This window comes from Leptolyngbya sp. Cla-17, from assembly GCF_016807185.1.
Taxonomy (GTDB): Bacteria; Cyanobacteriota; Cyanobacteriia; order Leptolyngbyales; family Leptolyngbyaceae; genus ULC077BIN1.
The window spans coordinates 1,477,513-1,497,730 of record NZ_JAEVYN010000002.1 but is presented as its reverse complement, the minus strand read 5'-3'; the positions used below and the strand labels follow the sequence as shown (position 1 = coordinate 1,497,730).

Genomic DNA, 20,218 nt, shown 5'->3' with positions numbered 1-20,218 from the left:
AGGTGTCGTTTAAGCCACAACATCTCCGGTGTACCACTTCAAGGTTGCCAACAAGTCACCATTCTTGCTGATCGTGGTGTCGAACTCACTCTTAGTGATGGTCAACATGTCGCTAGCCACCAATCCAGAACTGCGTGTGATCTTATCGTTGGAGTCAAAGCCGAAGATGGTGACTGACCCTGCACCCGCATTCAGCGCAATGGTATCCACACCGTTGCCTGTCCATCCTTTGATCACGGTATCGTTGCCGATTCCCGCGTTGATGGTGTTGATGCCGCCACCACTGACGTAGATCAGGTCATCGCCTGCACCGGTGGTAATGGAATTATTGCCCATATGGGCCCAGATGATGTCATTGCCAGCACCCGTAGCAACCTGGTTGTTTCCTTCCCGCGCAAACACCGTGTTATTGCCATCACCTGCATTAATCCAGTCATCGCCCAGATCGGCGTAGATGGTGTCGTTTCCTGAGCCAGTGGAAATGTAATCGTTGCCGTCATTGGCAAACACCGTGTTGTTGCCGTTACCCAACAAAAACACATCATTGCCGCCTTCTGCATAAGCGGTGTTATTGCCATTGCCAGCAATCAGAGTATTGTTGCCGAGCAGACCATGCAGAGTGTTGTTGCCTTCGCCTCCATTGATTTTATCGTTGGCATCGGTACCAACGAGTACATCGTCTCCAGCCGTGCCGTTGAGGTTAAAGGTGGGGTTCACCTCAAACTGACTGACGATCGCGGGGGTTTGGCTGGTAATCGCCGTGGGATTTGCCAACAGTTGGCTTTCGCTATAGAGCGGAATGCCGTAGGTGGTGACCGTCAGCTTTTGGGTTGCCTGATCGATGTTGACCTCCGTCCAGCCATAGGTATGGCTGGAGAGATAGTCACCTTGAAGCAAGGTGGCATCGATTGGCGACCCTTGCAAACCAATGGGGTCATAGCCAAAGGCATTGGTTTGGGCAACAAGTAACTGTTTGATAAAGTCATCCTTATCGTTGGGCAGGCTGTCACTGTCAGGGGCGATCGGTAGAGTTTGATAGAAGCCAAACTGGTCTGGTGTAATCAGGTTGGCACCCAACGAGAGCCTTGCCACCGTCGGACCAAACAAGCCATCAAAGAATGCCGCAGGACCCGTCACCACTTCAAACGCACCCGTTTGAATTTGAGCTTGACCGGGGGCAACCTGATAGGTCAAGTTGTTGACCAGCGTGCCGTGAAAATCTCCAGAGAAGAAGACCACATTAGCGATGTCGTTGTCATCCACAAACTTGAGGATCTCGGTGCGCTCGGCAGCATAGCCTTCAAAGCGATCTTCCGCATTGATTACGCCAAAGTTTTGAATCGGTTCGGGCACTGCAATAAACTTCCAGGTCACACCATCGGTTTGTGCTTGCAACAGGTCTTGCTTCAAGTCATTGACTTGCTGGCGACCTAGTAACGTGCGAGTCGGATCAAAGGCGTTCACCAAAAACGGTACAGGATTTGCCAAACTTGCCGGAGCTAGTTGAGCATCGCGGAAAGAGCGCGTATCTAAAACGAACATTGCCGCATCGCTGCCGTAGGAGTTGGCGCGGTACAGCTTTCGTTCGCCCTCCGTGCGAGCATCTCCGGTTGCACCATAAAACTCGTTGCGAATCGGATGATATTCCTGGAACGCTTGCAGGGCATCTTCAAAAGCGCGGGTGTCGTTGACAAAGGCAACCGCATCGGTAAACAAATCTGGCTCAGTGGGATGCACATCGCTGGCATCGGGTGAGTTGCCTGGAGCAGCGCCTCCTGCAACGTTGTCCACGACTTCGTGGTCGTCAATCGTTGCCAAAATAGAGGTTGAGGCATACAGGTCGCGGAGAGTGTTCAAACCGAAGCGGCTGGATACATTTTCCTCGTGCTTGGTGCGGAACTGATCCAGGGTACGTGCTTGCACCACACCGGGTAGCGCTGGCGTTTCAGTATCGGCGTAGATGGTGTCGCCCAGTTTGAGGAAGAACTCTAAACCACGCGCATCCGCATTGGATAGGGAAGGGAAAGGAGGAGCCTGCTGCCAGTCGCCCGTTACGCCAAAGGTCAACCCGGTGTAAGTGCCCAAAGGCGCTGAGGTTTTAAGTTGTCCACTGGCAGTTGCGCCAGCCGCATCGATCGCGCGATAGAAGTATTCGGTGTTGGCGTTAAGTCCATCCACTTCCACTTTTACGGGCACCAGCGGATTGAAAACGGTGGCGGTTTTAGTACCCGCGATCGCGCTGAAGTCGGCTGTGGTGGAATACTCGAAGGTGACTTCTCCAGTGAAGTTGCTGCGAGTCCACAAAACGGTGGAGGTTTGGGTGGTGTCCCCGCTACCTACGCCGTTTAGCAACGACTGCGCTTGGGGATTGCGCGGATCAAAGCTAGTGGTGTCGATTTGTAGCGGAGTGGCAAGCGCGTTAGCGATGTTCTCCCAGGGCACAAACTTGAAGTTGTTGCTGATGTTTTCCAGTTCGCCATCGTCTTCGACTAGCACCGTCGGATCGTTGAAGCCGTCTTGGGTGACGAACAAGCCAAAGGGATAGTTGGGACCCAGCGGCACGTTGATCACGGCAGCACCATCGGACTCTTGCACACTGTCGATCGCGCCATTCGCACCGACTGCAAACCGTCCCAAAAAGTCGTTGTTGCCCTCGCGAGAGTAAACGCCGAAGGTGTTGTCGCCCTGGCTGGAAACCAGCAAGTAACCGGCTCCGTCTGCGCCATAGTAAATAGTCAAACCTTCCACATCGTCCGTCAAGTTCTTGCCGCCAAGTTCCTTAACCACATCAATTAGAGCGCCATTGCTGCCGCCGTTGGGTTCTGCCAAGTATTTCCAGATGCCCACATTTTCTTGACCGATGTAGAGGAAGCCTGTTTCTTGGTCAACCACCATGCCTTCGAGTTGAGGATCGGTATCAGCAGGCGCATACACTGGAATCGGCACTGTGAAGCTGCGGACGCGATCGGCGGTGATTGTGCCGTTGCCTGCATCCACCAGCTTGTATTGCGATACATCTCCGGTTTGGCGACGGGTGACAAACGCATAGGCGTCGCCCGTTACGGGGCTGGTGTAGCCAGCGATGCCGTAAGCGCTGCGGGTAGATGCAGAGTAGGGCGGCTCAAACTGAGTGGATTGGAACAGGGTGCCAATGCTGCTGTTGGTAATATCAGTGACGTATTCACCGTTTGCGCCATTCGCATCGATTTTGAAGATGACCAGTTTATCGTTGTTGCGATCGCTGGCGATCGCCAAATCCACCGTTTGACCACCCAGCTCAAACCCATAGAGTAAATCCACGTTGTTGTAGCGGATGTCGCCAGGGTTCACCGATTGCAGCAGCTTGCCCGACAGGTCATAAACCTGTAAACCGCCATTCTTGATCGCCGTTAGCACCAAGCTATTTTCAGAATTGGTTGGGTTGACGTAGATTGCCGGATCGTCGGAATCCCCACGCTGGCTGAAAGGTAGTTCTGGATTGTTGAAGTTGGCTGGGGTTTCCACACGGGGCGTAACCGTGGGAATCAAGTCTGCGCTCAGTGCCAAAATTTGGGTGAACTGAGTAGCGCTAAAGTTGTTGTCGCTCACCAACACAATCGAGCGGCTGCCATCGGGCAAGGTGGGACCAAACTCAATGCCTTCAATGTTGTCTAGACCTGTGGGAATGTCCAGGTCATCCAGATTCAGCACTAAGCGCTTTTGCACGGGCTGAATTGCCGCCCGGTCGTCTGCGCCGAGACTATTGAGCGATTCAATCGAACTAATGTCCGTGGCACCTTGAGTGCTGATTTCATAGATTTTGATGGTGTTGCCTGTGCCCGGAGCACCTGTGGTAAAGGAACGCTCCACTGCCAACAAAGTGCCGCGATTATCGATCGCCAGCAAATCTACTAAGCCATTGGTGCTAAAGCTGCCAGCTACGGGAGGCGCGATCGCAACCTTATCTATTTCATACAGGTATTCTTTCTCTGGCTGACCCGCAAACAGGTTGTATTGAATGATTCGGGCGGGGCTAGTGCTGGTAGGGCTGGTGATCGGACCATCCTGAAGCAGCGCATTTTCTGTAGCAGTGAAGATGAATTTTTGATTGGGCGTAATGGTCAGACTTTCAAATGCCAGATTGTTGCGAATGCCGGAAAGTTGAGTATCGCCTGCATCCACTACGCCGCTGCCATTCGTATCTTGAAACTTGGGCAGGAATTTTTCGGGGATTAGAAGGGACCCGACTTCTTGCCCGGTTGTCAGGTTAAATTCTTTAATGAATGGATCGGTCACGCGGCTGGCTCCCAAATCGGGGCGCACTTCCCCTTCAGAAGAAATGAACAGTCTGCCGTTGTTGGTCAGCAGAATATCTTCTGGATCAAGACTGAACCGGGCAAAGAAGTTGCCGCTGGTATCCTTAAGCGGGGTGACATTGGTGAAACTTACGCCGTTGGTGCTGAGCTTTGTGGGGTCGCCAGTAAAGGTATAGAACCGAGCAGGACCGTTTTCGGAGCGATCGTCGGAAATAGCATAGTACTGGTTTTTGGCAGCGTCATACTGCAAACCAGACAAGCCACCGACTGGAACTGCCGCGCCGTTGATTGCACCAGCTGCACCCGTGGGAACAAAGCCCGTTTTGATGATAGTTTGTCCGAGAAACTCTGGTTCGTTGGCAATCGTTCTGCCTGCTTCCGTGGCTGCGATTTTTACATCTACCCAAACCAGGCTGTGATCCGATGCGGGTGTGGTGGCAGCGCTTTGGCGATCGCCTACCAAACGAAACAGTGGATCGGTGGTCACAGGCCAAAACACCTGTGAATCGGCAATCTGCAAATCGCTGGAGGGCAACACATAATCGGCTCTCAGGTTGCCGGGGTTGAAGCCCGTATCGCCAAAATCCGCCGTGTCAAAATTCGGATTGCTCTGATGCATCCAGTTCTTACCCTGATCTAAATTGGACTGTTCCTGTCCACCCAGGCTAGAAGGGACGCTGTTAGTGTTCAGACTGGGATTCTGTAGCAGTTGCAGGATAGCGTTGTCGTAGCTGTCGCCATCGTTGGGGTCGGCATTTTGGTCGCCCATGATTACAAAGCGAGATCCGGCTGCGATCGCGCCCGTTCTGCCCTGATCGTCGTAAATGTAGCCACCTTTGCCAGCAGAAATATAGTCTGACCAGAAGCGGATCTCATCGTGGTTTCGCTTGCCGTTGCGGTCTTCAGCACCGTCAAACACTGGTGGCGTGGGATGGCTGACCAGCGCATGAACCACTTCCCCATCGACTAAAATCGGCACGTCCCAATGGCTTTTGGAAGAGAGGCGGAGGATTGCTTGCTCTTCAGCCGAATAGAACCCGTTTAGATTCTCGCTGACGGGCGTGGCGGGATTATCTACCGTGGGGTCATTGGTCAACAAGTTACCGGGCATATCCTTCCACAAAAAGTTTTGGAAGGTGCGGACGTTAGCAGTGTCAATTGGATATTTAGACAGCACCAACATGCCAAATTGACCGGGAAACTGACCAAAACCAAAAGAATCATCGCCGTATCCAGCCGTTTCAGGCGTAGTGACGATCGCACCATTGTTGTTCAAGTCAAACCCAGTTGCAACGCCAGTATTGGAAGGTGCAATATATGCATAAGCATATTCCACAGGAGCCGCGCCGTTTTGGCTGACCGACAGATAGTTTTGCTGCAACAACCGCACGGGAGCCAGCGGATCGGCTGCAACGTAGTCAAACTCATTGATTAACAGCACATCGGGGTTAGTGCGCTGGATGGTTTCGGCAACCGCTTTTGCCTGGGCGTTGGCAGGTGTGGATAAGTCGGTCACTAACTGATTCGCACTGTTGCGGTTTAGAGAAGCGTTGAACTGGGCAAAACGAATGGTAGACGGCATAAAACTCCTACAGGTGGGGGAACTGAAGATTGGTCGTCGAGGGCGTGAAATTCACACAGGGGCTAAAGGTAAGAGAAAAAACTGGGCGATCGCGAGTCCCGTAGGGAGTCCTGTGGAAAACTTCGCTAACGTTTCCCGAATCGCCCATGCAAAATCGAGCCGGGGAGGACAATCTGCCCGTCCCCAGCCCAATCCAAGGCGCTAAACTGTCATGAAATCGTTTGCCGAGAGGCTGCCAACCGAGACTCCCTGCAAAATTCCCAGGGTATAGTTGACTCCGTTGCTAGTGGCGTTAACCAGCACGTCATTTAGGTTGCTTCCCGTGCCTTGGAGCAAGCTAAGCTGCCCAAAGGAAAGACCACCCGGCAGTCCAATCTTGTCTTGCCCATCGGTGAAGTCGGTGATGGTGCTAGTGCCAGCGAAGGAGTCAAGCACGAAAGTATCTGCACCATTACCACCCGTCAGGATATTGATGCCTTGCCCACCAAACAACTTGTCATCGCCATTACCACCCAGCAGGGTATCATTGCCGACGTTGCCAAACAGCATGTCTTCCCCACTGCCGCCATTGAAGTTATCATCGCCGTCATTGCCCGTCAGGGCATCTTTCCCATTGCCGCCATTAACGGTTCGACCCACTTGCAGCATGACGATCGCCTGACTGGTGAGGCTGCCATCACTCAAAGTGTATTTGAAGTTAGCAGGGCCACTAAAGCTAGAGCCGGGGGTAAATACGACGTTACCGCCGTTCAGGGCAACAGTGCCACCCACCACATCGCTAAATCCATCGGGGAGGATAGACAGGGTTGGGTTGGCATCGGGATCAGTGTCGTTGGCTAGCAAGGTCGCGATCGAGATCAGCTTCGCCATACTCTGGTTAGCGGTAAAGCCGCTGTCATTATTGGCGATCGGAGCTTCATTGACATTCGTAACTGCCAGCGTAAAGTTGGCGCTGGCATCAGGAGTGATGCCAACCGATGCATCATCGACGGCAACGGTGACGGCATAGCTAAACTTGTCTTCAAAGTTAAGGCTGGTATTTGCCTTCAAGAACAGCGCACTGCCATCCAACTCAAAGAAGCTAGAATCTGTACCGCTAAGGCTAAGAACATTGGTGCCGAAGCCATCATCGGTAAGGTTAACGGTAGCTACTTGAATGCGGGTAGTCGTGCTGGTGTTTTCTGCCAGCGTCGCGACCGGGTTGGAAAAGGTGACGGCCGTAGGCGCTTGGTTGGTCGGAGTTAGGTTTAAGCCAACCACCAGTGGATCATGGTCAGACGAGGCAAAGGGATCGACGTTGTAGAAACTGGACTGCTGAACAGCGGACTTGAATTCCAAGTTGTAGTCGAGGGCAAGGGGTTCATCAGCATTGATATGCCACTTTGCTGCACCTGTTACCTGACTGTTCAAACTACCGCTTGCCAACGCATGATCCAGTGAACCCCACTGTCCTTGAAATTGGTAAGAGTAGGATTCAGATCCAAATAGGCTGGTATATCCAGCATCTGTCAGGGTCGTGATCGGATTCTCCAATCGGTAGGCGTTGAGGTCACCCATGATCAAGTAATCCGAATCAGCCGTGCCCGTGGGATTGGTTGCTAACCAGGCTGCCAGGTCTTGAGATGCACGAGTACGAGTCCCGTTCGAGAAACCCTGCCCGTCACCGATATCTGCATCACCCACGCCGCCTGCACTGGAACTCTTGGACTTGAAGTGATTAATAACAGCGGTGAAAGTAGCATTGGTGGGTAAGCCGTTGTTGAGTTGCTCGAATGTCACCGCCAATGCAGGGCGCTGAACTCGATTAGCATCATCTTGGGCGAAGGCTCCAGTGGTCAGTGCAGCCGCACTGGTTCCGGGCGCAACACGCGCCGCGCTGGTCTTGTAGATAAAGCCGACGGTAATTTCGTCACCGCCAAAGGTGCCGGAGGCATTTAGGGCGGAAGCTGGAGGCGTGACAAAGGCGTAAGTGCCAGGAGCGGTTGCGGCATTTAGGGCATCGACTAGAGTTTGCACCGCGCTAGTGGAACCGTAGCCGTCATTCTCGATTTCGTTATAGCCGAAAACATCGGCGTTCAGTCCTAGAATGGCTTCAACTGTCTTGGGAAGCTGACGGTTATACTCCGCCAAGCTGTCAGCCCCCCGTGAAGTGGGGAATCCACCGCCCATGCCATCGCCGTTAAAGAAGTTGAGCAGGTTGAAACTGGCAACCTTGAGGGTGCCACCTACGTCAGGCGCGGTGTTTTCGCGGACGTTAGTCGAGTCAAAGTTGGCAGGAGTTTTGGTCTGAACCCGGTAGCCTTCAAAGCGTTGATCTAGAACACCGGTGATGCTGGCGATCGTGTCTCCAGCCCGGAGCGTATTCGTCGCACTTAGGGGCTGACCATTGCGGGCATGAATCACCGCAGCAGGATTTTGGGTGTTGCTGCCGTCATCCAGAATGATGTAGTTGTCAAGCAGGTTTGCTCGATAGTCAGCGTAACCAGTCACACTGGGCGCATTCACCTGGGTGTATTGATCTAAGCGATCGCCTGCCGACAAGCCCACCTGTCCAAAGCGACTGAGGGTAAAGTTATTGGTCACAGTCAAGGAACCAACCGCCGCACCGACATTGACCAACATACCTTCGTAACGCTCTAGCACCGAAGCATCGGCAACGGGAAGGGTAACATTGGTGATGCTGGGTAAGCTGCTGCTACCCAAATTCAGGACGCTCTTCGTCGAGACGGTGCTGGCGAGAGAGAGTTGGGTCAGACTACTGTTGATGGTGCTACCGGTAATGCCCGTAGCAGAACTGGTAAACTCACCCACCAGTCCTGTCACACGAACTTTATCGCCTACAGCGCCAGAGAATAAACCAGTCGGATCAAAGACAAAGATACCTTCGGAAGTCCCGAAGTCGGTATCCCAATCGGTATCTTCTTCTTGAACATAGAAGCCGTTCAGCCCAGAGCTACCAAGGAACGAGCCGACCACAACCCCTTCGATTGCCTGGGTGCCACCAAAAGCCGAATTGAAGGTGAGTCCGCTGCCCTGAATTTGGTGGATTTTGGACACTGCGATCGCGGTGTCATTGTCATTAATAGTGACGGTGGCAGTGTTGCTGGAGCCTACACTGTAGTTGACAGAAGTTCCCAGAGTGACGCTAACATTTTCAACCGCTTCGATGATGGTGTCGTCGTTCGCGCTAATCCCAATAGTGACAGAGCTTTGCCCCGCTGGAATTTCAATTGAATTAGTGGCGAAACTATCAGGGGTGCGGTAGTCACTCCCGCTAGTAGCGGTTCCGCCAGTTGTGAAGTTGACCGTGAGTGGATTGGTAATGTCACCTGTACGGGAAATGGTGAATAGCCCAGAGATGGTGCTGCCTTCAGTAGTGGAAGCAGGGTTCGCAGCGATCGCCACCGTTGGAGTGAGTGGAGGCGGGGTCGGTCTAGAACTCAGAGAAAAATCATCGATCGCCAGACCATCATCTGAACCACTCACATTGAAGTCTTGCCAACGGAACCAAAATGTTTCGCCTGCGGCAATATTCAACCCCGAAATGACGGTACTGAGGGTTGTACTGTTCGTGTTGCCGTTTAGCGAACCAACTGTACTACCGGTGGTAACGGGCGAACTAAAATCTAAAGCATCTACATCAACCCAAGTGCCCGTTGTTAAAGATGTAGCATTCAGACTGTATTGGAAATCGAGGCGATCTGCTACTCGCCCTAAGGTTACGTTTCCTAAGCGCCATTGCTCCCCGCGGTAGCTAGTCGTGAGTGAAGTAATTGAGTTCCCAGTGTTATTGGTGAAACTTGTTCCAAATAAGGGCGTGAGACTGCCGGACAGTAAGCCGCCTAAAGCTCTCTCAGTTTCACCTGCGATGCCAAAGCTGTAGGTGTCACCCGCGTTGTTACTTCCCGTACCAGCGGTGTAAGTAGCGTTGGCGTTCGTTCCGGTCTCTACAAATACCCATCCAGAAGGAAGAGGGGTAGTGTCAGTGGGGCCAGTTCCACTGCTAACTAAGGTGTCAAAATTCTCGGAGTATGAACCAGTAAAAATTGTAGCCATTGTGTTGGTGGAGGATAAAGGTTGTGTGGAAACAAAAAAGGAATGCTACCCATAAAAAAGCTGGGAAAAGTTTGCCTCGCCCAGCTTTAATAAAAGGTGTGCAATAAATTAGAATCTTCTGCTCAGGTAAAAACCTTTCTAAGCTTTGTTTAAATGCATCTGGCTAAACCATCAGATGCGTTTAGCCAGAGCATCTTTACCCGGACAACCACTCGGTAAATTCTGATGGTCTAAAAATCATGAATAAAAATTATGAAACAGACCGGTGGGAGTGATGGAATGGAGAAAGATAGTTGCCTGAACTCAGAAAATCCACAGAATCGGCGGTGATTATTTAGCCACCGATTACCATAAATCCCACAAGAACTTTAAGAACTCTTCAACGCAGCGTTAAAAGCCAGTAATTTCACTGAACTTTTATACCTATAGGAAGAGCAAAGACAGGGAAAAGGACGAGAGGAAAAGACTTGTTATTAAGATTTATAAATTGCCTGGCTTCAACAACATGGTTTTACAATGTCTACAAAATAAAGCCACTCAGCGGATAGATGAATATCTGTCAGTAGTTATATAAACTAATTAAGTTGTTTACTGGCACCGTAGATAGGAATGATTGAACCCATGGATGTCAAACTAGTCTTAGTGGTTTTGACGGTGGTTTTTACCGTTACTTGTTTATTTTTTGGCACGAAAAACGGCTTTTACGATTCGGATAACTATCATGGCAATGGCTCAGCCCACTAGCATTAATTGCTGGTTACGACGGTAAGTAACACGATTAAGTAGAGGCGGCGATCGCCACCCTGGAGAGACAAAACAAAAGTGATTAAGCTGGAATGCCTAACTTATGGGGTAGGTCACGCAGGGGAAGGAGTATGCCTACTGCTGCGGATTGGCACCTACCGCATACTGTTAGATTGCGGCTTGTCAGATCTGTCACTTTTAATTGACTCGACGGGCAATCCTCCGGCTGACCTGGTGCTGTGTAGCCACGCCCACGCTGATCACGCACGCGGATTGTTAGAACTGCATCGAGCATTTCCTCAACTGCCAATTTATGCGAGCGAGGTGACCACTCAGTTATTGCCGCTAAACTGGTCAGACCAATCTGCACAGGACATACCGCAGTTTTGCCATGCACTACCCTGGCGCACACCCATAGAATTTTTAGATGGACTCAGTGCCGAAATCTATCCATCTGGACATTTGCCAGGGGCGGCTGTAATTCTGCTCTCCTATACCGCTCCGTCGGAAAAAAATGCGACCTCTCGTTCCTATACTGTGCTTTATACGGGAGATTTTTTCTTATCCAACACCCGGTTGGTGGAAGGACTACCGCTAGAAGAGCTGCGTGGACTTCAGCCAAATGTGTTGATTGTGGAAGGCAGCTATGGCACGGCGCGTCATCCCCATCGTCGCCATCAAGAAAACCATCTGGCTGAACGAATTGACCAGGCGATCGCCCAGCAACAATCAATTCTGCTACCCGCTTCCTTAGGTTTGGGGCAAGAGCTGCTGCTGCTGCTGCGGAGCCACCATTATTTCACGGGGCGAGACATTGATATTTGGGTTGATGGAACCGTTGCAGATGGCTGTGATGCCTATCTAGAAATCTTGCCTCATCTGCCAACCTCAGTCCAAAATTTTGCCCGTCATCAACCCCTCTTTTGGGATGAACGGGTACGTCCACGCGTACGCCGTCTCACTTCAGAAAGTTGTGCCAAGTTGGGGCAATCTACCTGCATTGTGGTGACTGACGAAACGACAGATTTGCGTCAGTATTATCGAGCGAATCCGGAAGCATGGCTGGTGTTGTTGCCAGTGGAACCTTATCGCCCAGTAGCCAATCGCCCAGCAGAAATACTGCCAGTGTTACCCGCGTTTCTGACAACCGAAACTTATTTGTTGGCACAACATTGTGATGGCACAGGAACCACCCAACTGATTCACAACCTCCGCCCTCAGCATGTGCTGTTTGTGCATGGACCTGCCGCCTATTTGTCAGACTTAACCGGCCTGGATGAATTACATAATCGGTATCATCTCCATTCGCCTGCTAGCGGCACTAGAGTCGAACTGCCAATTGGTGAAACCTTTTTACAGCCAGCCCCTCCCGATACGAGCTATGAAGGCGAACTGACTGAACTAGATGCCATGGTGACGATTACATTGCCCGATGAGATCGCAGCTGATCCACGGTGGCGAGGTTTAGCAGACACTGGCTTGATCGAAGCCCGCTGGCAAGGTGATGAATTGGTGCTGCGCGGCTTGCCCCAACGGGAACTATTGCGCCCCCAAGAAAGCGATCGCCTGTTGGATTGGGTGGATGCAAACTCTCCTTTACAAAACTGCTGTGGCAACTGTCGCCACTATCGAGGGCAACGATGCTGGAATGATGCCTCACCTCTCTTTGAGTTCAAAGTTACGCCAGAAGGATTTTGCCCTGCATTTGAGCCGATGCAAATTGGAGAAAGAGCTGTTGAGCCCTGAACTGATAGTGGATAGTTAACAGACTTGTGAATAACTCCGCTAACTGAACTGAAATTCGATAAGATGAAACAACGCGGAATGATTCCGACATTTTGATTAAAGCTGTGAGTACCATATCCATGACTGCTGAGGTTTTGGTAGAAAAAAAGAAATTAGCAAAGCCGCCGCTGGAGATTCACCAGTTGGGCGATCGCGTGCTGCGGGTGCCTGCGAAACGCATTGCCAAGGTGGATGCAGAAATTAAGCAACTGATTCGAGAAATGTTGCAGACCATGTACAGCGCTGATGGCATTGGGTTAGCTGCGCCTCAAGTTGGGGTCAACAAGCAACTCGTCGTCGTGGATTGTGATCCGGACGACGCTGCAAAACCACCGCTGATTTTAATCAATCCGACGGTGACCAAAGCGAGTCAGGAGATTGTGTTAAACCAGGAAGGGTGTCTCAGCATTCCCAACGTTTATCTTGATGTAAAACGCCCAACAGAGATCGAAGTGTCTTACAAAGACGAAAACGGTCGTCCTCAGCGACTAGCAGCAACCGGATTACTTGGGTGCTGCATTCAACACGAAATTGATCACCTAAACGGTGTCTTGTTTGTTGATCGTGTGGAGAATGCATTGGAGTTAAATCAAGAACTAATGAAGCATGGCTTTTCGGGAAAGGCTGTTAAACCTGTAAGCTGAAAGGATGATAATTTACAAACGGTTCGATTTTATTGATGAACTGTTTGAAATTTTCATGTGGATAGCCTGATTTTTAGCCAATTGTGATGTTTCGGGATTAGTCTGTAGTGACTCCAAAAAGCGGCATACTTCTAGCGGGTTCTTGCATTACGGCGATCGCGTCGGTTGGTTCAGTTTTTGAACTATCCTCTGGGGAACCCGAACTGGGTGGTTTGGTGACTGGGATTATTTTGGCATTGAGTATTCCTTTAACAGTTGTCTGTTTCTTGGCAGCCGTTCGAGATACTAGAGCCAATCAAAAATAAGCTCTCTGCTGCCGGATGTGTTGCTTTTTGGAATAGACCCATTACCTCGGCACACTTCCCTCATAATGTCGGGCACTCAATACATTGCATTTCTTCGATTGCTTTCTAGTAGAGGCAACACAGAGCGCAGACTACCCCACTATCTGCTGTCTAGCTCTGAATCAATGGCAATAGGGCGCGATCTACGCTGCGAGATTACGCTAGATGCATCTTTATATCGCTCAGTTTCTCGGCGACATGCAGAAGTTGTGCCCATTCTGGGGTTCGAGTCGCCTCATGGGGAGCGATTTTGGCAAGTCTGTGATTTAGATAGCAGTAACGGCACATTCGTGAATGGCGAACGCTTGCAAGGATGTCAGGTTTTGCAGGTCGGCGATCGCATCATGCTGGGGCAAAACGGTCCAGAATTGGTGTTTGAATATCAACCCCAAGCAGAAGGGCAACCGCTAAACAGCTTTGGAGTGGCGCTAGGTACATTTCCACCTGCGCTTGACCCCACTCTGCCGCCCCAAAAAACCGTTAAATCGGAAGACGTAAGTCTAACTCAGTTATTTCCAATCCTGTCTACCGGACGTGAACTAACCCATAAAGCCTATTTGGTGCCTGCAATGGTCACCATTACGTTTGTAGTGCTGTTGTTTTTGGCGATCGGCAATCCGGCGGTGTTTAACCTGCTGCTGGCGGCATATTTGGCGATCGGGGCGTTGTATTTCATCTATCAGCTTTGCGGTAAGCAAAAGCCCTGGTGGTTACTGGTGGCTGTGGCTACCATGACTGCGCTGGTTTTAATCAGTCCTGTGCTGGATCTGTTCACTTTAGTGTTTCATCACCTCTTGCCGGGTGACTTATCTAGCACGAATGCCGCGACCAATTTTTGGTTGCTGCTGGTGAAAATGTTTTTTGGCGCAGGGCTGATGGAGGAGTTGCTCAAAGCAGTGCCTGTATTTATCGCCTTGGGCGTGGGTTTGCGACTGCGATCGCCGTTTAAATCACGCATTGGCGTATGGGAACCCCTAGACGGAATTTTGCTGGGCGCTGCTTCTGCCGTGGGGTTTAGCTTAATGGAAACCTTGGGAGTGTATGTTCCCGCAACCTATAAGTCATCCCTTTTAGCCGGACAAGAAGCCGCCCAATTAGCAGGCTTACAACTCCTGATTCCCAGGGTATTAGGCTTGGTCGCCGGGCACATGGCCTACAGCGGCTACTTTGGCTACTTCATTGGGCTAAGCGTGCTGCGGTTTCGGCAGCGATGGTTGATTTTGAGCGTTGGACTGTTCACTGCTGCTGGCTTACACACACTCTGGAATACAGCAGGAATGCTGAGTCCAGTGTTTCTGGCATTCGTCGGCGTGTTGTCCTACGCATTTTTGGGTGCCGCAATTCTCAAAGCACGGGCGCTTTCTCCCACGCGATCGCAAAACTTCGCCACCCGATTCATGCGATGACCTATCTTTTACAGTGGATGGATTGAAAGTATATATGCAACCAGATTATTGAGGTGTTTTGGCTACTCTGCTTCCCCAATCAACGTAAATGCTGCCCAGTCGAGAGGACGCGGATAGACTTTCATCGTCTCTAACATTGCCTGTCGTAGTGCCTGTGCCTTATTGGGCTGTTGCTGCAATGCTTGGTAAAACGCCACCATCAGATTTGCAGTAGATACATCGGAAACTGCCCACAGGCTGACCACGACACTAGGCACGCCAGCAGAGATAAACGCACGCGATAATCCAATCACACCATCACCAGTAATTCTGCCGCGCCCGGTATCGCAGGCACTCAGCACCACCAAGTCTGCGACGAGGCGCAAATCCAAGATTTCGTTGGAGGTTAACAAGCCATCGTTGCCTGAGTCAGAGGCAAGGGCGCGACTTCCTGGGGAAGGCGCGAACGCTAAGGCTCCTGGAATGCCCACATCTCCTAAATCTTGACCATACTCCAGTAGCCCATGGGTTGCAAAATGTGCCCGTCTCGCTTTGGGAAGGTCCTGAACAATCTGGCGTTCAGTGGCTTGACTGCCAATTAGCGCCTTCGTTTTTAGCAATTCTGCAATCTGTTTTGCCTCTGTTTCAGAGGAGGGCAAAGGAGGTAGGGCTTCAGTACCAATTACAGGCATCGTGGGATTGCCAACAATCAGAGATCGGGACATAGGTTGACTGCTTTTCTGCGTCAATCGCTGTTTGCGGGTGAGGTCGAGGACTTGAATTGCAGGGGCGGTGAGTAGGGTGTGTTGCTCAATCAGGTAGGTGCCCTTTGCTGTTTGCAATGCGGGAAAAGGTACAAGAAACAGAGATTCCTGGGGAATGAAAACAATCCGAGCATCTGGTTTCTTGGGTAACAGATCAGCGATCGGCTGAATCAACAGTTGATGGAGCCGCTGCATCGCTGGATTTCGCGATCGCCGAGGGGTATTGGCATCGCTTTCAACGGTCTGTGGAGGAATTTTTTGGGCAGTATTTAATAGCCGATTGCAGTTCGTAGTGGGATAAAGACATTGGCGACTAATACTAACCAATTGAGCCAAGCTAAGATTCTGCTGCCAAAGTGGTTTCAAATCAACACGACGAAAAGCAACTTGCCCAGAGGGCTGTATGACCCAAATCAGCAATTCTGATTCACGGGCGCGCTGCTTGCCGCGAAACTTAAAGTCGTCATCGGGCACGATCGCGTATTCCACCAGGGTTGCATTTTGCTGACGGGCAACCGCTTTAATTTGAGCGATGGTGAAAGGAGAGGCAAGGGGATTGGCGAGTGCGACCTGTGGTGTGCGGCGTGCAGCGTGGGAGGTTCTTGCTTCTTTTCCGCTTGTCGCTTGATTCTTGACCCCTGATCCTTGCTTTTTCGCTAGTAACTCTACAAACGCTCGTGCCCGCCCCTGTTCGGCAACTTCTAAAGCGGCTTCATATTTTTTAGCGGCAATGAGGACTTGCTGCAATAGGCTATAGGTATGCACTTGCGTATCAAAAATGGATACACGGTAGAGGTCGCTGAGTCCAGGGCGGAGGGCATCTAATTGGGTCACGGCTGATCGCAAGGTAGTTTCGGCTTCTGCCAGGTTACCTGCTCCAAACAGGGCATGTGCCAGATTATTTAATGCTGTGCCTATGGCTTCTGGGTTGTTTAGCGATCGCCCAATTTCTAAACTTTGACGATGATGGGCGATCGCTTTGGGAAAGTCTTTTAAGTCTTCATATGCCAGTCCTAGGCTGCCTAACGCTTCTCCAGCTAAATGGCGATTGTTGAGTTGCTGGGCGATCGCCAAACTTTGCTGGTAATAGCGAATAGCATCGTCGCGTTTCCCCAAGCTGTGGTGGGTAGAACCCAGGTTAATCAGGGTGCTAGCTTCTCCCGCTGCGTTCTGGGTGGCTTTGTGAATTGACAGGCTCTTCTGAAAGGTAGTGATCGCGTCTTCATCTTTGCCTTGGTTTGCGTAAACCGCCCCCAGGTTGCTCAATGCGATCGCGGTTCCAGTCAGATCTTTAGATTCCTCAGCCAGCTTAAGACTCTGCTGATACGCGATCGCGGCGCTGTCATAGTCACCCACCGCTTCAAAGGCGTTGCCTAGATTGAGCAGCACTTGCCCTAAGCCGGAGCGATCACCCAATTGCCGCATCAGCTTTCCAGCTTGTCGATGGGCTTGAATTGCCGGGGCGTAGCTGCCTAGCATTTTGTAGGCGATACCTAAGTTGCCGAGTGCCTTTGCCTCTCCCGGTTGATCATTCAGCGATCGCGCGATGGGCAAAAAAGTTTCTAGCACTGTCACCGCATCTTGGTAGCGTTCTAAAGTGACGTAGCCCATGCCCAGGTTCGCAAGTGCCGTGCCCTCACCCTGCCGATTTTGCACCTGTTGATAAGCTCTCTGTGCCCGCTGCCACGCTGCGATCGCTTGCTCTGTTTGCCCTGCTTGATAATGGCGATCGCCTGCCTGCAAAAACTGATCAGCAGGGATTTCACCTTCACTTCCCTTAAGAATGGGAGTTGGGAGGCTTGGTTCAGCATCAAGTATTGCTGGACTGATAATGATTAAACCAGTCGCGATCGCGCCTAAAACAGCTTGAAAACGATTCATTGAGATCGCTGCTCAACTAATCGCAGCAGCCCAGCTAACTCAACCGATGGATGGATGAAATAGTTGCTTTGGTTTGGCTTGGCATCTTCGCCCAAAATCTTTAAAATCTGAGCTTCATCGCTGGTTGAGGTACAGGGATTGGTGGAGGATGAGTTGGGCGATCGCCCAGTATTTTCAGAAATAGAATTAGATGATGTCGCGGCACATTCCGAATCTTGCCGTTGAACAAATGTACGCTGTACGGTTTGTTGAGCTGTTGAACTCACAGTATTTCTAGGTGAACTCACAGTATTTCCAGGAGCTTCAGCTTGAGCGGTCGTTTGTACCTGAGTTGGAGTTTGCACTTCAGGAACTGGCGTCGGTGTAGGACGAATACCAATCACTCGATTCTGCACCGAAACCGTCAAACTGCCATCTCCAGTGATTGTCCGAATAATGGCTCCAACTGTGCCACTTTCATTATCTGGAATGGTTGCCAACGAATAGGTTTCATTTTTAACCAGGCTAAATGGATTAGCAACAAAGGTGGAAAAATTGTCGGCCGGGTTGGCTGGAATAAACGGATCGCCACCACCCGCAAAGACGTTTGCTCCGATTGTAAACGGCGCATCGCCACCCTGTAGAGTCACTCCAGGGGTTAAAGTTGTTCCTGCTCCTCCACCTGCATAGCGAATGGTGATATCCCCCAAGAAGGAGCTGATGCTAATAGGGGTATTGACGATCGCTTGCTCGGTGAACTCACTACTATTGACGATCGTATTGACAACATTTGCAGTCGTGCTTCCTGTTTTGTGCACCAGAAAGGGGACTAGAGTTGAATCAACTTCAGAATAGTTTTCTAACCCAGTTCTGAAACCAACATCAAAGCCTGTCAAACTATCAAGCGTTCCTGTTGCCTTGAACAGTTTGCCTGCGGTGATGTCAATGTCTCCGGAAAGCGCACCAAAATCAGAACTTGACCGGATTGAGTGAACGACCACATCCCCTGACGTGGAGGTCAGCTTCACATAATTCGTGTCAACAGGTCCATTGATTAAGATTCCATTGGGAGCGGAAATGTCAATGTATTCAGCCCGGATGCTTGGTACGGAAAGATTTGCAGGATTGCCAACTGTGACTCGACCACCGGAGGCTGACGGAGCGCTACCGTTGAAGAGTGTGCCTGCGGCAGGAATGGAAAACGGCGGATTGGGGTTTGGGTTGGTGGCGAATGCTGTCTCTTCCAGAACTGGTACGCCTGCCCGCAAAATCACGGCGCGGTAATCTCCTAAAATTCTGCGATCGCTCCCCACAGGCGCAGCCGCAAATATCGGATCAGGCCCCGTAATTTCGATATTTCCCGTCGTGATGTTGCCTGTCGCTTCCACCTTCAAGGACACCCCTGTGTAATTTCCAAAAGTGACATCTCCATTGGCGCTGATAATGGGGTCGTAAAGACTGATAAATGTACCTGGAGTCCCGTCTAATTTCCGAATAGAAAAACTGCCGCTGGCATAATGAGCATCGCCAGAAATAATCCCATCGCTGATCATGCTTAGATTTCCCACGCTTTGGAACGCTGGCTGGGCATGATTCAGCGCCAAAATATCAATTCCTTGGTTGCCTTGAATGGTTAAGTTCTTACCCGATTTAATTGTGACTGGAGTAGCAACGCTATCTCGTACAGTGACGGTATTTTTCGCTAATAGATTCAGATCGCCCGTGGTGCGAAGTTGGCTTTCTACCAGGGTCAAGTTTTTAGCGGCTGACAGAGTTGCCGTTGCAGCCGTCACATTTTTGGCAACCACATCTCCAGCGCTCACAGGAATGCCCAAGCCGGTTAGCGTCACTACTCCATTAGCAACCGTCAAACCAGTGGCATTGGTCAGCGTGCCGCCCGTCAGCAATTGGGGCAAAGATAGGGGTGGAGTCGTCAATGGGTTGACCGTATTTTTCACAGCTAACGGCAAGTCATAGCTCAAAACGCTGCCTGCCTGACCCACGCGGACATACTGATTGCCAGGAACCGTCGCAACAGTCACCGTTCCACCCGGAGCCGCAAGAGTGCCCGTGCTAACGACGGTTCCACCGAGCAACGTCAGGTTTTGTCCTGTTCCGACCGCCAAGTTACCCGCGTTGATAATCGCGCCGGGTTGTAGAGCCGAAAAAACAAAGGCGTTGGGTTCGCCCACCAATGCGCTGTAGTTGTTCACTCCAGTGGCGTTAAACCATTGACTAGGCACTCCAGTAATCCCAGGACGAAAGCCGATCGCGTTAGCGGTGGTTGCAGTGAAGGAACCGGGCACATTCAGCGACGCATTAGCACCAAAAATAATGCCCGCTGGGTTCATCAAAAATAGGTTGGCGTTGCTGCCCGTCACCTGGATGCGTCCATTAATGATCGAGGCTTCGCCGCCTGTGACTCGTCCAAGAATGTTAGCGATCGCGGGATTTGAGAGAAAGTTAGCAATCTGTCCGGCGTTCAATCCAAACCGCTGAAAGCTATGGAACAGGTTGGAGCCAGCCTGGGTGCCACCTGTAATATTGAAGGCGTTACCAGCCTGGTTCACCCCCGTATTGGTTCCATCGGGAGCGCTGGTAATTTGCGCCCAAACGGGAGATTGTCCTGGCGCAAAGAATACCGCAGCTAGCAGTAGTTGTACGAATACGCTTCCATTCCGCTTCATTTTACTCATCTCTCACCTCTCGATTGATGATTTGTCACCTCTTCCGTAGATAACCCCAATGCCACTGCAACT

10 protein-coding genes are annotated in these 20,218 nt (G+C 51.1%); 6 read left to right on the top strand and 4 right to left on the bottom strand.

Going from position 1 to position 20,218, the window contains the following annotated elements; genetic code table 11:
* Nucleotides 1-9: 9 nt before the first annotated feature.
* Complete coding sequence (locus JOY44_RS18005; RefSeq protein ID WP_171574970.1) at nucleotides 10-5,877, bottom strand: phytase; 5,868 nt, start codon at nucleotides 5,875-5,877, stop codon at nucleotides 10-12.
* Between JOY44_RS18005 and JOY44_RS18000 the strand changes: the two genes are divergently transcribed.
* Nucleotides 5,864-6,082 carry a hypothetical protein gene (locus tag JOY44_RS18000; RefSeq protein ID WP_171574969.1) on the top strand — a complete coding sequence of 73 codons (219 nt, stop codon included), beginning with the start codon at nucleotides 5,864-5,866 and terminating at the stop codon, nucleotides 6,080-6,082. The genes JOY44_RS18005 and JOY44_RS18000 overlap by 14 nt on opposite strands.
* Here JOY44_RS18000 and JOY44_RS17995 read toward each other — a convergent pair.
* Nucleotides 6,079-9,933: an ExeM/NucH family extracellular endonuclease gene (locus tag JOY44_RS17995; RefSeq protein ID WP_171574968.1), complete on the bottom strand. Its 3,855-nt coding sequence runs from the start codon at nucleotides 9,931-9,933 to the stop codon at nucleotides 6,079-6,081. The two genes, JOY44_RS18000 and JOY44_RS17995, sit on opposite strands and share 4 nt — an antisense overlap.
* A gap of 621 nt (nucleotides 9,934-10,554) precedes the next feature.
* On the opposite strand from JOY44_RS17995, the gene JOY44_RS32420 reads away from it, so the two are divergent.
* From JOY44_RS32420 to JOY44_RS17975, 5 genes are all read left to right on the top strand, one after another.
* The gene (locus JOY44_RS32420; RefSeq protein WP_281063310.1) at nucleotides 10,555-10,677 is read left to right on the top strand and encodes a hypothetical protein; all 123 of its coding nucleotides are present in this window, start codon (nucleotides 10,555-10,557) and stop codon (nucleotides 10,675-10,677) included.
* Nucleotides 10,678-10,755: 78 nt separating this feature from the next.
* Nucleotides 10,756-12,423 carry an MBL fold metallo-hydrolase gene (locus tag JOY44_RS17990; RefSeq protein WP_171574967.1) on the top strand — a complete coding sequence of 556 codons (1,668 nt, stop codon included), beginning with the start codon at nucleotides 10,756-10,758 and terminating at the stop codon, nucleotides 12,421-12,423.
* Between the two features lie 119 nt (nucleotides 12,424-12,542).
* Complete coding sequence (def, locus tag JOY44_RS17985; RefSeq protein ID WP_171576092.1) at nucleotides 12,543-13,106, top strand: peptide deformylase; 564 nt, start codon at nucleotides 12,543-12,545, stop codon at nucleotides 13,104-13,106.
* Nucleotides 13,107-13,213: 107 nt separating this feature from the next.
* Complete coding sequence (locus JOY44_RS17980; RefSeq protein ID WP_203032050.1) at nucleotides 13,214-13,411, top strand: hypothetical protein; 198 nt, start codon at nucleotides 13,214-13,216, stop codon at nucleotides 13,409-13,411.
* Nucleotides 13,412-13,509: 98 nt separating this feature from the next.
* Nucleotides 13,510-14,856 (top strand): PrsW family glutamic-type intramembrane protease, encoded by a 1,347-nt coding sequence (locus JOY44_RS17975; RefSeq protein ID WP_197985546.1) that lies wholly within the window; start codon nucleotides 13,510-13,512, stop codon nucleotides 14,854-14,856.
* A gap of 62 nt (nucleotides 14,857-14,918) precedes the next feature.
* On the opposite strand, the gene JOY44_RS17970 is transcribed toward JOY44_RS17975, so the two are convergent.
* Complete coding sequence (locus JOY44_RS17970; protein WP_171574964.1) at nucleotides 14,919-17,480, bottom strand: CHAT domain-containing protein; 2,562 nt, start codon at nucleotides 17,478-17,480, stop codon at nucleotides 14,919-14,921.
* The gene (locus JOY44_RS17965) at nucleotides 17,477-20,155 is read right to left on the bottom strand and encodes a filamentous hemagglutinin N-terminal domain-containing protein (protein WP_171574963.1); all 2,679 of its coding nucleotides are present in this window, start codon (nucleotides 20,153-20,155) and stop codon (nucleotides 17,477-17,479) included. Before JOY44_RS17965 ends, JOY44_RS17970 begins: the two co-directional genes overlap by 4 nt.
* Between the last annotated feature and the right edge of the window lie 63 nt (nucleotides 20,156-20,218).